This window comes from Microbacterium sp. Leaf203 (genome assembly GCF_001421275.1).
Classification (GTDB): Bacteria; Actinomycetota; Actinomycetes; order Actinomycetales; family Microbacteriaceae; genus Microbacterium; species Microbacterium testaceum_A.
Genome location: NZ_LMKF01000022.1, coordinates 1,732,885 through 1,745,384 on the forward strand (window position 1 = coordinate 1,732,885; position 12,500 = coordinate 1,745,384).

Consider the following 12,500-nt stretch of genomic DNA (forward strand, 5'->3'; position numbering starts at 1 on the left):
AGTCTATAAGCATGGATGCCGGGCCCCCGGGGATCACCGCTCTCCCGCGCCGGTCGCGCGGCATGGCTAGACTTCTCCGGGCCGAGCCGCACGGTCGGCCCGGAAGGGAGCGCGGTGCGCAACGTCGGCATCGACATCGGGGGCACGAAGATCGCGGGGGGCGTCGTCGACGACGACGGCACCATCATCGAGAAGCTCCGCGTCGACACTCCCATCGACCCCGCAGCCCTGGTCGACGCCGTGGTCGACATGGCCGATCACCTGCGCCGCGCGCACGAGATCCACGCGATCGGGGTGGCCGCGGCCGGCTTCATCAGCCGCGACCGCAGCACCGTCATCTACGCCCCCAACATCGACTGGCGCGACGAGCCCCTGCGCGCCCGCCTGGAGCAGCGCTTGAGTGCCCCGGTCACGATCGAGAACGACGCGAACGCCGCGGGGTGGGGCGAGTACCGCTTCGGTGCGGGCCAGGGCGTGCGCGACATGGTCATGCTGACGATGGGCACCGGCGTCGGCGGTGCCGTCGTCACCGACGGCGAGCTCTTCCGCGGCGGTCACGGCATCGGCGCCGAACTGGGGCACATGCGCTTCGTGCGCGGCGGGCACCCGTGCGGGTGCGGACAGAACGGATGCCTCGAGCAGTACGCCTCGGGTCGTGCCCTGCAGCGCGAGGCGAACGCCATCGCCGACGAGGGCGGCATCGGCGCGGCCCTGGCCGCGGTGCGCGAGGAGCGCGGTGCGATCCCCGGCCCCGCGGTGTCGCGGCTCGTGCTCGCGGGCGACCCGGGCGCCGTCGAGGCGCTGCGTCGCGTGGCCACGGCCCTCGGCGAGGCGTGCGGCGGGTTCCAGGCCGTGCTCGACCCCGAGGTCTTCGTGATCGGCGGGGGAGTGGCGCAGCTCGGCGCCGACCTGCTGGAGCCGGTGAAGCTCGCGTACGAGACCTCGCTCCCGGGGTACGGTGAACGTCCGGTCGCCGAATTCGCGATCGCACGTCTGGGCAACGACGCCGGTCTCATCGGGGTCGCTGACCTCGCCGGGAAGGAGCGCTGACGTTGTTCTACTGGCTCATGAAGTACGTGGTCATCGGACCGGTCATCAAGGCCGTGTTCCGTCCGTGGATGGTGGGCCGGCGCAACATCCCCGTCGAGGGGGCGGCGATCCTGGCGAGCAACCACCTGTCGTTCTCGGACTCGATCTTCCTTCCGCTCATGATCGACCGGCGCATGGCGTTCCTCGCCAAGAGCGACTACTTCACCGGCAAGGGCCTCAAAGGCTGGGCCACTCGCATGTTCTTCACGGCGACGGGTCAGCTGCCCATCGACCGCTCAGGCGGAAAGGCTTCCGAGGCCTCGCTGAACACCGGCCTCGGCGTACTCGGCCGCGGAGAGCTGCTCGGCATCTACCCCGAGGGGACCCGCAGCCCCGACGGCACCCTCTACCGGGGCCGCACGGGCATCGCGCGCATGGCGCTCGAGGCGCGCGTTCCGGTCGTGCCGGTGGTCATGGTCGACACGGGCGCCGTCATGCCGATCGGCCAGCGTCTGCCCCGCGTGGGGCGCGTGGGCATCGTCATCGGCGAGCCCCTCGACTTCTCGCGGTTCGAGGGCATGGAGGGCGACCGCTACGTGCTCCGCTCGGTGACCGATGAGATCATGGTGGCCCTCCAGCGTCTCGGTGAGCAGCGCTACGAAGACGTCTACGCCTCGACCGTGAAGGACCGCCTCGCCACGTCACAGGCGGCGAAGGCGCCGGTGTCCCGCCACTAGACTTCAGGGGTGAATCAGCAGCTCCACGACCTCGACCACTGGCGAACCCTGCCCATCAAGCAGCAGCCCCAGTGGTATGACGAGGCCGCTGTGGCCGCGGCATCCGCAGAATTGGCGACCCTTCCTCCGCTGGTGTTCGCCGGCGAGGTCGACATCCTCCGCGACCGCCTCGCGCGGGCCGCCGCCGGCCAGGCGTTCCTCCTGCAGGGCGGTGACTGCGCCGAGACGTTCGCCGGCGCGACCGCCGAGCAGATCCGCAACCGCATCAAGACGGTCCTGCAGATGGCCGTCGTCCTCACCTACGGCGCCTCGATGCCGGTGGTCAAGATGGGCCGTATGGCGGGCCAGTTCGCCAAGCCCCGCTCGAGCGACGTCGAGACGCGCGGCGACGTGACGCTCCCGGCGTACCGCGGCGACATCGTCAACGGCTACGACTTCACCGAGGAGTCGCGCAAGGCCGACCCCGCGCGTCTGCTCAAGGGCTATCACACGGCCGCGTCGACCCTGAACCTCATCCGCGCCTTCACGCAGGGGGGGTTCGCCGACCTGCGCGAGGTGCACAGCTGGAACAAGGGCTTCGCGAGCACGCCCGCCAACCAGGCCTACGAGTCGATGGCGACCGAGATCGACCGCGCCATCAAGTTCATGGAGGCCGCCGGCGCCGACTTCGACGAGCTGACGCGCGTCGAGTTCTACACGGGCCACGAGGGTCTGCTCATGGACTACGAGCGCCCCATGACGCGGATCGACTCGCGCACGGGACAGCCGTACAATACGTCCTCGCACTTCCAGTGGATCGGTGAGCGCACGCGCGAGCTCGACGGCGCGCACGTCGACTACTTCTCGAAGATCCGCAACCCCATCGGCGTGAAGCTCGGTCCCACCACGACGGCCGAGACGGCGCTGGCGCTCATCGACAAGCTCGACCCCGAGCGCGAGCCGGGTCGACTGACCTTCATCACGCGCATGGGTGCGGGCAAGATCCGCGACGCGCTGCCCCCGCTGCTCGAGGCCGTCCGCGACTCGGGTGCCACGCCGCTCTGGGTCACCGACCCGATGCACGGCAACGGCATCACCACGCCCACCGGCTACAAGACCCGTCGCTTCGACGACGTGGTCGACGAGGTGCGCGGCTTCTTCGAGGCGCACCGCTCGGTGGGCACGCACCCCGGCGGCATCCACGTCGAACTCACCGGCGACGACGTCACCGAGTGCCTGGGCGGCTCCGAGATGATCGACGAGGCCACCCTCGCGACCCGCTACGAGAGCCTGTGCGACCCGCGTCTGAACCACCGTCAGAGCCTCGAGCTGGCGTTCCTCGTGGCCGAGGAGCTCGAGAACCGCTGACCCCTCTCGACAGATCGACGCCCCCGACCGCTGCGGTCGGGGGCGTCGTCGTTTCAGGATGCCGTCGGCGCGGTCGGGGAAGCTCTCTCTGCTCCGCGATCTCGCGCTACAGCGTCGGCGTCAGTGTGATGGTCGAGCCCTGCGGGGCCGTCGTGCCGGCCTTGGGGTTCGTGGCGCGCACCTTGTAGATGTCCCAGTACTTGAACCCGAGGGGCAGGGTGCCGTCGTCGATGCCCGCGTTCACCTCGAAGCCGAGCGCTTCGAGAGTCTTCACGGCATCCCGGATCGACATCCCCACGACGTTGCCGGGGATCTCGACGGGCTTCGGGCCGATCGACACGCGCAGGGGCACGGTGTCGCCGGGGCGCCAGTTGCCGCCCCCGTCGCGCTGGCCCATGGCGATCACGTTGCCGGATGCCACGGAGTTGCTGTACTCCTCGGTCACCGCGGTCTTGAGTCCGACGCCGTCGAGGGCGCGCTCGGCCTGCGAACGCGAGTCGCCGGTGACGTCGGGGATGGGTCCGAGCGAGACGACGAGCGACGCGGCGTCGCCCTCGTACACCGTGCAGCCCTGGGTGCAGTCGATGGCGTTGCCGCCGGAGCGGGGGATCACCGAGGCGCCCAGCACAGTCCCGTCGGCCGGGTCGGCGAACTGCCGCTCGGGGTCACCCGCGACCCCGACGAAGGCCTGCTCGAGGACCGCGCGCACCTCGTCGGCGCTCTTGCCCGCGAGGGCGGGGATCTGGTGGGTGGCCGGCCCGATCGAGACGAAGACGGTCACGACCGTCTCTTTGTCGAGACGTTCGCCGGGCGCGGGGTCGGAGCCCACGGTCGTGCCGGAGGGGATCTCGCGGTCGTTGACCTCTTGCGCCTGAGCCTGCAGCTGCTGCTGCGTGAGCAGGGCCTCGGCGTCGGCGAAGCTGCGGCCCGACACGTCGGGGACCGCGACGAGCGAACCCGGACCGGAGCCGAAGTACCAGCCCGTGAACCCGGCTCCGCCGGCGAGCAGCAGCACGAGCACGAGGAGCCACGCGCCCCTGGTCGTCCGTCGCCGCGTTCGGGTGCGCAGTCGCGCCGCATTGTCGGGCTCATCGATGGTGGCGGAGGGGAGGGATGCCGTCTGCGGCAGCACCTTCGTCAGCTCGCGCGACTCGGCGGCCGTCGCGGGACTCGTGGTGCCCACGGCCACGGCGCGCGCCACCTGGGGGGCGAGACCGAGTTCTTTCTCGATCGCGCGAAGGCGCTCGAGCATCGCGGCCGCGTCGAGCGGGCGGTCGCCCGGCTCCCGTTCGGTCGACCAGAGCACGAGCTCGTCGAGCTGCTCGGGGACGCCGGGGTTCTTCGCGCTCGGGCGGGGCACCGAGTCGGTGGCGTGCTGATAGGCGATCTGCATCGGCTGCTCGCCCTTGTAGGGCTGCTCGCCGACGAGCATCTCGTAGAGCATGATCCCGAGCGAATAGATGTCGCTGCGCGCGTCGGCGGTGCCGCGCGTGACCAGCTCGGGGGCGAGGTAGGCGATCGTGCCCATGAGCTGCGCCCCGCTCGCGGTGTTCGCCGTCGTCGCGCGGGCGAGGCCGAAGTCGCCGATCTTGATGCGGCCGTCCTCGGCGAGGAGGACGTTCTCGGGCTTCACGTCGCGGTGGACGATGCCGGCCCGGTGCGCGGCGGCGAGCCCCGAGAGGATGGCATCCATGATCGTGAGGGTCTGATCGACCGTGAGGCGCCGGTGCTCGCGCAGCAGCTCGCGCAGCGTGATGCCCGGGAGGTACTCCATGACCAGGTAGGCCATCTCGCCGTCCTGGCCCTGGTCGAACACGTTCACCACGTGCGGATCGCTCAGGCGCGCAGCCGAACGGGCCTCTTGGATGAACCGACTCTGGAACACGGTGTCGTCGCTGAGGTGGCCGTGCATGACCTTCAGCGCCACCCGGCGTTCGAGGCGCAGGTCGGTCGCCACGTACACGGTCGCCATGCCGCCACGCGCGATGCGCGCGCGAACCCGGTACCGGCCGTCGACGAGACGGCCGATCAGCGGGTCTGCCTGCTGACTCGTGCTCACAGGTCGAGTCTACGGAGCGCCCCCTGTGAGCCCGGGGAGCGGCTCACCCTCACCTCACCCCAGAACGGCGAGCCACGTGGTGGCCGGCTGCTCCCACTGGGCGTATCGGTCGGGGTAGGCCGAGATCTGCACGGCCTGGGCGGCATCGGCGTAGGGGAGCTGATCCCAGCCGGGGATGTCGAGGAGTCCGCGGGTGGCGGTGCCGTTGGGATCGGCCGCGCCGCCGTAGAACACGCGCGTCGAGCGTTCGCGGTCGAGGATCTGCGCCGGAGTGCCCCACCCGGTGCTGGGCCGCTGCTGGAAGAGGCCCAGCGAATCGCGGTCGCCCCAGTCGAGGTTGCGCAGCCACGACTCCTGCATCGCGGTGCCGAGGGCGATCAGGATGCCGCGATCCGAGACGCCCAGTTCGCGTCCGACGCGGATGATCAGGCGCGCGTTGTCGGACTGCTCGGCGTCGAGGCCCGGGGCCGTCGCCGGGGCGACGGCGGCGGGAGCGGGAGCGGGGGAGTCCGCCGGGATGCGCAGGACGTCGCCGGGGTAGATGATCGAGGCGCGCGTGAGCCCGTTCGCGCTCAGCACAGTGTCGAGCGAGACGCCGTTGGCGCGGGCGATCGCCGAGACGGTGTCGCCGGGACGCACCTCGTGCGTGCGGGGCGCGGCCTCGGGGGCCGCGGGAGCGGGCGCGGCCGCGGGCGTGAGGGCGAGCACGTGACCGGGGCGGATGACGGCATCGGATGCCAAGCCGTTGGCCGCGAGGACCGCGGCGGTGTCGAGACCGTGCGCGCGGGCGATGCCCCACACCGTGTCGCCCGCCTTGACCGTGTAGGTGGTGGGCGCGGTGACGGCGGCGAGCACCGGCATCCCGAGACTGCGGGGAGCGGGCGGGAGAGAGGTGAGCGCAGGTTCCGGGGGTGCGGCGTGCGCGGCGTGCTCGGCGGTGAGGGTCAGGGCGATCGTGCCGGCCACGGCGGCGGGCCAGATGACTGCGGTGCGACGTCGCGAGGGCAGGGGGGACAGCGTGAGTCGTCTCATGGTGGGGGGATTCCGTTCTTCCGACTGCCCGACACGGTGGCATGCCTCGGGGTGGATGTCAACGAAAGTGACCCCTGTGACGGGTGTGACTCGAGTGAAGAAGACGACCGAGGACGGGCCGAGGCGACGGCAGTGAGAGGATGAAGGGGTGAGTGAGACTTCCCGTTACGAGACCGCGTGGCTGACCATTCCCGACCTGGTCGAGATGCTCGACGAGTCGCTCGGGCGCGTGCGCCGCCTCTTCGACGAGCACTACCTCGTCGGCTCGCGCCGCGACGGCGTCTTCAAGGTGCCGGCGGTCTTCCTCGTCGACGGGCGCCCGCTGCCGTCGCTGCGCGGCACGATCATCGTCCTGCACGACGCGGGGTTCGACCCCGACGAGACCATCGACTGGCTGCTCACGCCCGAAGAGACCATCGGTCTCGCGCCCATCGAGGCGCTCCTCGCCGGGCGCAAGAGCGAAGTCCGACGGGTCGCTGCGACCCTCGCCTGAGGCCGTCCGGCCTCAGGCCGTGCGCTCGGTGGCCGCGCGTGCGAGAGCGCGCAGATCGGTGAGCGCTCCGGTGTCGACGCGCGCGTCGGCGAGAGCCGCATCGGCGCGCTCGGCGTACTCGGCGATCAGGGTCTCGGTGCGCTCGAGGGCGCGGGTGTCGACGATCGTCTGCTGCAGGGCCGCGATCTGCGCCGCGTCGAGAGCGGGGTCGCCCAGGAGGGCGTCGAAGCGGTCGCGCTCCGCGGACTCGAGCATCTCGCGGGCGTAGGCCACCAGGACGGTGCGCTTGCCCTCGCGCAGGTCGTCGCCGACGGGCTTGCCCGTGACGGCGCTGTCGCCGAAGACGCCCAGCACGTCGTCTCGCAGCTGGAAGGCCATGCCGACGTCGTGACCGAACCGCCCGAGTGCGTCGAGCTGCGCGTCGTCGGCACCGGCCAGCGCCGCACCGATCTGCAGGGGCTGCTGAATGCTGTAGCGCGCCGACTTGTACGAGGCGATCCGCAGCGCCCGCTCGGCGTGGGTGTCATCCGGGTAGACGGTGTACGCGGACTCCTCCGCGACGTCGAGGAACTGACCGATCGTCACGTCGCGGCGCATGCGGGAGTAGGCCCGGCGCGTGGCGGCGGCGGAGGGGTGGTCCTCGAGGCCTTCTTCGAGGAGGTCGTCGCTCCACGCCACGAGGAGGTCGCCGAGCAGGATCGCGCCCGAACGACCGAACGCGTCGGAGTCACCCGCCCACTCGGCATCCTGATGGGCCTTCTGCAGGGCGCGGTGCGCGGCGGGCTGACCCCGGCGCGTGTCGCTGTTGTCGACGAGGTCGTCGTGGACGAGGGCCGCCGCGTGGAAGGCCTCGAGCGAGGTGGCCACGGCCAGGGCGGGTTCGTCGAACACCGCGGCCGACGGCGCGTCGAGGGCGCCCACGGCGCGCCACCCCGCAAGGCAGAAGCGCGCCCGCAGGCGCTTGCCGCCGCGGAGGGCGGAGGCCCCCGCGCGGGTGAGGGACTCGGCCTCGGGGCCGAGCGCGGAGGCGTACGATAGCTGTTCGGAGAGGAACTTGTCGAGTCGCTGGGAAACAGCTTCGATCGGTTCCGGGGAGGTCGGCACGGGCCTAGCCTAGTGATCCACGCCGCGCGTAGAATCGTCCGCAACGAACAACAGAGGGGGATGCATGCCACTGTCAGAGCAGGAGCAGCGTCTACTGGATGAGATGGAGCGCCATCTCATGAGCAACGACACCGATGTGGTGTCCGCCCCCAGTCGTGCCCTCAGCTACCGCAACATCGTCCTCGGCTCGATCCTGGTGCTCGCCGGTCTCGGCGCCCTCGTCGCGGGCGTGTCGATCGGCTTCAACACCGGCTTCGTCGGCATCGCCGTCGGCGTGCTGGGCTTCCTCCTCATGGTCGGCGGCGTGATCTTCGCCGTCACCCCGACGCGGGGTGCCGCTCCGACCGCGCCCGCCGCCGCCAAGCCGCGACCGGCCCGCGCCTCCGGCTCCTCGTTCATGGACCGCATGAACGAGCGCTGGGACCGCCGCCACGACGGCCCTTAAGCTCCGTCCTCGCACCACCTCAGCACCGGCTCTTCGGAGCCGGTGCTTTTTCGTGCGCCCAGCGCCCTCGTCGACGGGGTGAGCGGCGGAGTGGAGGGGGTGAGGAGTCGGCATCCGTGCTCGAATCCCTCCCTTTTGCTCCACCGGGACGTCCGCGGGGAGTGCGAGGCGCCGTTGCGCCGCGGAAAGACGCGGAAACTGCGGAGCTGCGCCGGGGTGGTCGACCACTGTACACGGCCGCGGTTCTCCGCAGAAGAGTCCTGTTTTCGATAGCGAAGTGGAGGGCGGTGGAGTAAAGTGGGGGAAACTTCGCAGGCCGGACGAAGGGGGTGGACGCCCGAATGCTGCTCGGAACGCACACACCCAAGCTCGACGACAAGGGTCGGGTCATCCTGCCGGCGAAGTTCCGTGACGATCTCGGCGCCGGAGTGGTGATCACGCGCGGGCAGGACCGCTGCCTCTACGTGTTCAGCACCGAGGAGTTCGAGCGCGTTCACGAGCGGATCCGCGAGGCCCCGCTCAGCAACAAGCAGGCCCGCGACTTCCTGCGCATGTTCCTCTCGGGGGCGAGCGCCGAGAAGCCCGACAGCCAGAACCGCATCACCGTCCCGCCCGCCCTGCGCACCTACGCCGGGCTCGGGCGCGAACTCGTCGTCACCGGCGTCGGCGCGCACGCCGAGATCTGGGACGCCGAGGCCTGGAACTCCTACGCGGAGAGCAACGAAGAGACGTACGCCGAGATGGAGCAGGAGGTGATCCCGGGACTCTTCTGACCCTTCGGCTGTGATGCCCAGCCGCTCGCCCTGACGCACTTCCCCGGCGCCAGGTCGAAGCGGATGGGGATCAGAGTCCGAAGGTTCGGCCCGACACATCATGGACATCCGCGACATCCACACCCCGGTCCTGCTCGAGCGCTGCGTCGAGCTGCTCGGCCCCGCCCTGCAGAAGCCGGGCTCCGTCTTCGTCGACGGCACGCTCGGCATGGGCGGGCACTCCGAGGCGTTCCTCGAGCGGTTCCCGCAGGCCCGGCTCATCGGCCTCGACCGCGACACCGACGCTCTGCGCATCGCGGGGGAGCGACTGAAGCGCTTCGGCGACCGCGTCACCCTCGTCCACACCGTCTACGACGGCATCACCGAGGCCGTGGCCTCCGCCGGTGTCGACAAGGTCGACGGCATCCTGTTCGACCTGGGTGTCTCGTCTCTGCAGCTCGACGAGGCCGCCCGCGGCTTCGCCTACGCGCAAGACGCCCCGCTCGACATGCGCATGGACCAGACCACCGGCGTCACCGCAGCCGAGGTGCTCGCCACCTACGGCGAGGGCGACCTGCGACGCATCTTCGAGCGCTACGGCGAAGAGAAGCTCGCCGGCCGCTACGCCCGCGCCATCATCGCCGCCCGCGCCCAGGCTCCGCTCGAGCGCTCGGGCCAGCTCGTCGACGTGCTGCAGGCCGCGACCCCGGCCGCGGTGCTGCGCGAGCGCCACCCCGCCAAGCGCGTCTTCCAGGCCCTGCGCATCGAGGTCAACGCCGAGCTGTCGGTGCTCGAGCGCACGATCCCCGCCGCCCTCGAGGTGCTGGGAGTCGGCGGCCGCATCGTCGTGCTGTCGTACCAGTCGCTGGAGGACCGACTGGTCAAGCGCGTGTTCGCCGACGCTTCCACCTCGACCGCACCCCGCGGCCTGCCCGTCGAGCTGCCCGAGCACGCGCCGACGTTCAAGCTACTCGTCCGGGGGGCCGAACTCGCGAGCGACGAAGAGCGCGAGATCAACCCCCGCGCCACCCCCGTGCGACTGCGCGCGGCCGAGAGAATCCGGGAGGACGCATGAGCGCGCCCCAGGCCATCGATGCAGCCTTCCTTCCCGACTTCCCCACGCCGGTCCGCGAGCGTCGACTCACCGTCGTCCCCGCGACCGCGCGTCGTCGGGCACCGCGACGCCTCTTCGGCGTCGTCGCCGTGCTCGGGGCGCTGACCATCGTCGTGGCCCAGATGAGCCTCGGCATCCTCACGACGCAGAGCTCGTTCGAGATCTCGTCGCTGACCCAGCAGCAGCGCGACCTGACCTACCAGAAGCAGATCCTCTCCGACGAGAGCGCGGGACTCAGCTCGCCCCAGTACCTCGCGGCGAACGCCGCAGCCCTGGGCATGGTGATCGACGAGTCGCCCACCTACCTCCGCCTCAGCGACGGTGCCGTCATCGGCTCCGACAAGCCCGCCGACGCGGCCTCGTCCGTCGACGCGAAAGGCCGCGGCTCGGTCGGCAACGCGCTGATCTCGGGCGTGCCGCTGGTCACCGACCCGGCGGCATCCACCACCGAGAACGGCGCGGCGACCCCCGCACCCGCGGCGCCCGGAGCGGCCGCACCGACCGAGGCCGCCGCCCCCACCACCCAATCGGCGACACCCCCGCCGATCAGCGACGGTCTGCCGACTCCCGCGACACGATGAGAGCCATGACGACGACAACCTCCCGGTCCCCGCGGCGTCGCACCGTCGTCGCCCTCGCGGTCGTCCTGATCGTGATCCTCGCCTTCGTCGTCCGACTGGTCGACATCCAGGTCGTCAACGCCCGCGATCACGTGGACGACTCGCTCTCGATGGGCCTGCAGAACTCCCGCGTCGAGTACGCCTCCCGCGGCTCCATCGTCGACGACAACGGCGTCCCCCTCGCCACGAGCGTCAACCGCTATGACGTGCAGATCGACCCGATGCTCGCGGCCAAGGGCGTGACCACACGCGACGACGACGGCAACGAGACCACGACCGCGTGGCCCGAGCTCGCCGCCCGGATCGCCGCCGTCACCGGCCAGAGCGCCGCGGACGTGCAGAAGATCGTCCAGGATGCCGTGGCCGACAACCCCGACTCGCGCTACGCCATGATCGCGAAGAGCGTCTCGACCGAGCAGTACCGGTCCCTCGTGGCCCTGGGGCTGCCGTTCCTCAGCTTCCCGCCGCAAGCGGGCCGGATGTATCCCGACGGCGCGGTGGCGGGAAACCTGCTCGGTTTCGTCGGCAGCGACGGGCAGGCCCTCGCCGGCCTCGAGTCGGCCGACAACGACTGCCTCGCCTCGACCAACGGCAAGGTCGTCTTCCAGCAGAGCCGCGACGGCGTGGTGCTCCCCGGCACCGAGGTGGTGACGCAGCCGGCGGTCGACGGCGGCACCCTCAAGCTCACGATCGACCGCGACCTGCAGTGGTACCTCCAGCAGCTCATCGCGGAGCAGGTGCAGAACACCGGTTCGCTCCGCGGCACGATCACGGTCGTCGAGGCGAAGACGGGCAAGATCCGCGCCCTCGCCGAGTACCCCACGGTCGACCCCAACGACCCGACCGCCACCTCGCCCGACGACCGCGGCAGCCGCGCGTTCTCGAGCCCCTTCGAGCCCGGGTCGACGTTCAAGGCGCTCACGACGGCGATCGGCCTCGACAGCGGCTCGTACACCCCGCAGACCACCGTGACCGCCTCGGGGCGAGAGGTCCTCGGCGGTGACGCCCGGGTCTCGGACGCGTTCTCGCACGGCCCGAACGTGTACACGCCCACCGGCGTGCTGATCGACTCCTCGAACGTGGGCATCTCGAAGTTCGCCGAGATGATCCCCGCCCAGACGCGTTTCGACTACCTGCAGAAGTTCGGCATGGGCTCGGTCAGCTCGATCGGGTTCCCCGGCGAGTCCGGCGGCATCCTGCACCCGGTCCAGGACTGGGACAAGCAGACCTTCTACAACACGGCCTTCGGCCAGGGCCTGTCGGTCACCGTGCCGCAGCTCGTGGGCGCGTACCAGACCATCGCCAACGGGGGACTCAAGAAGCCGCTGTCGATCGTCGAGGGCTGCACCGCGGCCGACGGCACGGTCACCGACGTCCCGCCCACCGACGGCACGCAGGTCGTCTCGCCCGACACGGCGAAGGAGGTCTCGCTCATGCTCGAGAACGTCGCCACGCAGGGTGAGCTGGCCTCGAAGATCGCGATCCCGGGTTACCGCATCGCGATCAAGACCGGTACCGGTGAGAAGGTCGACGAGAACACGGGCGCCTACAAGCCCGACGCGTACTTCACGACGATGATCGGTTTCGCCCCCGCCGACGACCCGCAGTACGTGGTCGCGGTCAACCTGGACGAGCCGCGGACGGTAAAATCGTCGGCGGCCACCGCCCCCGCGTTCCAGAAGGCCCTCACCCAGGTTCTCAAGTCCTACCGGGTGATCCCCTCCGGAACCACGACCCCCGAACTGCCCAAGTTCGGCTGAGAAAGAGC

General features: G+C 70.7%; 12 protein-coding genes. 9 read left to right on the forward strand and 3 right to left on the reverse strand.

Features of this window, described 5'->3' with window-relative positions; all coding sequences use genetic code 11:
• Positions 1-114: 114 nt before the first annotated feature.
• The 3 genes from ASE56_RS09340 to ASE56_RS09350 are packed head-to-tail and all read left to right on the forward strand — an operon-like array spanning position 115 to position 3,113.
• Entirely contained in the window at positions 115-1,050 is a 936-nt protein-coding gene (locus ASE56_RS09340) for an ROK family glucokinase (protein WP_056227690.1), read from the forward strand.
• A 2-nt stretch (positions 1,051-1,052) separates the two neighbouring features.
• On the forward strand, positions 1,053-1,766 hold the full coding sequence (locus tag ASE56_RS09345) for a 1-acyl-sn-glycerol-3-phosphate acyltransferase (RefSeq protein WP_056227692.1): 714 nt from the start codon (positions 1,053-1,055) through the stop codon (positions 1,764-1,766).
• A 9-nt stretch (positions 1,767-1,775) separates the two neighbouring features.
• Complete coding sequence (locus ASE56_RS09350) at positions 1,776-3,113, forward strand: class II 3-deoxy-7-phosphoheptulonate synthase (RefSeq protein ID WP_056227695.1); 1,338 nt, start codon at positions 1,776-1,778, stop codon at positions 3,111-3,113.
• 106 nt (positions 3,114-3,219) lie between these two features.
• Here the strand turns inward: ASE56_RS09350 and pknB are convergent, their stop codons facing one another.
• Positions 3,220-5,172: a Stk1 family PASTA domain-containing Ser/Thr kinase gene (gene pknB / locus ASE56_RS09355; RefSeq protein WP_056227699.1), complete on the reverse strand. Its 1,953-nt coding sequence runs from the start codon at positions 5,170-5,172 to the stop codon at positions 3,220-3,222.
• Between the two features lie 54 nt (positions 5,173-5,226).
• Positions 5,227-6,204 carry a LysM domain-containing protein gene (locus ASE56_RS09360; protein ID WP_056227703.1) on the reverse strand — a complete coding sequence of 326 codons (978 nt, stop codon included), beginning with the start codon at positions 6,202-6,204 and terminating at the stop codon, positions 5,227-5,229.
• 148 nt (positions 6,205-6,352) lie between these two features.
• Between ASE56_RS09360 and ASE56_RS09365 the strand changes: the two genes are divergently transcribed.
• Positions 6,353-6,697: an Rv2175c family DNA-binding protein gene (locus ASE56_RS09365; RefSeq protein WP_326493361.1), complete on the forward strand. Its 345-nt coding sequence runs from the start codon at positions 6,353-6,355 to the stop codon at positions 6,695-6,697.
• Between the two features lie 12 nt (positions 6,698-6,709).
• Here the strand turns inward: ASE56_RS09365 and ASE56_RS09370 are convergent, their stop codons facing one another.
• Positions 6,710-7,801 (reverse strand): polyprenyl synthetase family protein, encoded by a 1,092-nt coding sequence (locus ASE56_RS09370; protein WP_056227707.1) that lies wholly within the window; start codon positions 7,799-7,801, stop codon positions 6,710-6,712.
• Positions 7,802-7,865: 64 nt separating this feature from the next.
• Here ASE56_RS09370 and ASE56_RS09375 point away from each other — a divergent pair, with 64 nt between their 5' ends.
• The 5 genes from ASE56_RS09375 (at position 7,866) to ASE56_RS09395 (ending at position 12,492) form a co-directional block, all read left to right on the forward strand.
• Positions 7,866-8,246, forward strand: coding sequence for a DUF3040 domain-containing protein (locus tag ASE56_RS09375; RefSeq protein ID WP_056227710.1), 381 nt, complete (start codon positions 7,866-7,868; stop codon positions 8,244-8,246).
• Between the two features lie 341 nt (positions 8,247-8,587).
• On the forward strand, positions 8,588-9,019 hold the full coding sequence (mraZ, locus tag ASE56_RS09380; protein ID WP_056227713.1) for a division/cell wall cluster transcriptional repressor MraZ: 432 nt from the start codon (positions 8,588-8,590) through the stop codon (positions 9,017-9,019).
• Positions 9,020-9,119: 100 nt separating this feature from the next.
• Positions 9,120-10,073, forward strand: coding sequence for a 16S rRNA (cytosine(1402)-N(4))-methyltransferase RsmH (rsmH, locus tag ASE56_RS09385; RefSeq protein ID WP_056227716.1), 954 nt, complete (start codon positions 9,120-9,122; stop codon positions 10,071-10,073).
• Positions 10,070-10,693, forward strand: coding sequence for a hypothetical protein (locus ASE56_RS09390; protein ID WP_056227720.1), 624 nt, complete (start codon positions 10,070-10,072; stop codon positions 10,691-10,693). Before rsmH ends, ASE56_RS09390 begins: the two co-directional genes overlap by 4 nt.
• A 5-nt stretch (positions 10,694-10,698) precedes the next feature.
• A complete protein-coding gene (locus ASE56_RS09395; protein WP_056227723.1) occupies positions 10,699-12,492 on the forward strand; it encodes a penicillin-binding protein 2 in 1,794 nt (597 codons plus the stop codon).
• The last annotated feature ends 8 nt before the right edge of the window (positions 12,493-12,500 follow it).

Coding starts and splice junctions, on each gene's coding strand:
- ASE56_RS09360 (WP_056227703.1), bottom strand. CDS start 6,204: ATGAGACGACTCACGCTGTCCCCCCTGCCCTCGCGACGTCGCACCGCA.
- ASE56_RS09375 (WP_056227710.1), top strand. CDS start 7,866: ATGCCACTGTCAGAGCAGGAGCAGCGTCTACTGGATGAGATGGAGCGC.
- mraZ (WP_056227713.1), top strand. CDS start 8,588: ATGCTGCTCGGAACGCACACACCCAAGCTCGACGACAAGGGTCGGGTC.
- rsmH (WP_056227716.1), top strand. CDS start 9,120: ATGGACATCCGCGACATCCACACCCCGGTCCTGCTCGAGCGCTGCGTC.
- ASE56_RS09390 (WP_056227720.1), top strand. CDS start 10,070: ATGAGCGCGCCCCAGGCCATCGATGCAGCCTTCCTTCCCGACTTCCCC.
- ASE56_RS09395 (WP_056227723.1), top strand. CDS start 10,699: ATGACGACGACAACCTCCCGGTCCCCGCGGCGTCGCACCGTCGTCGCC.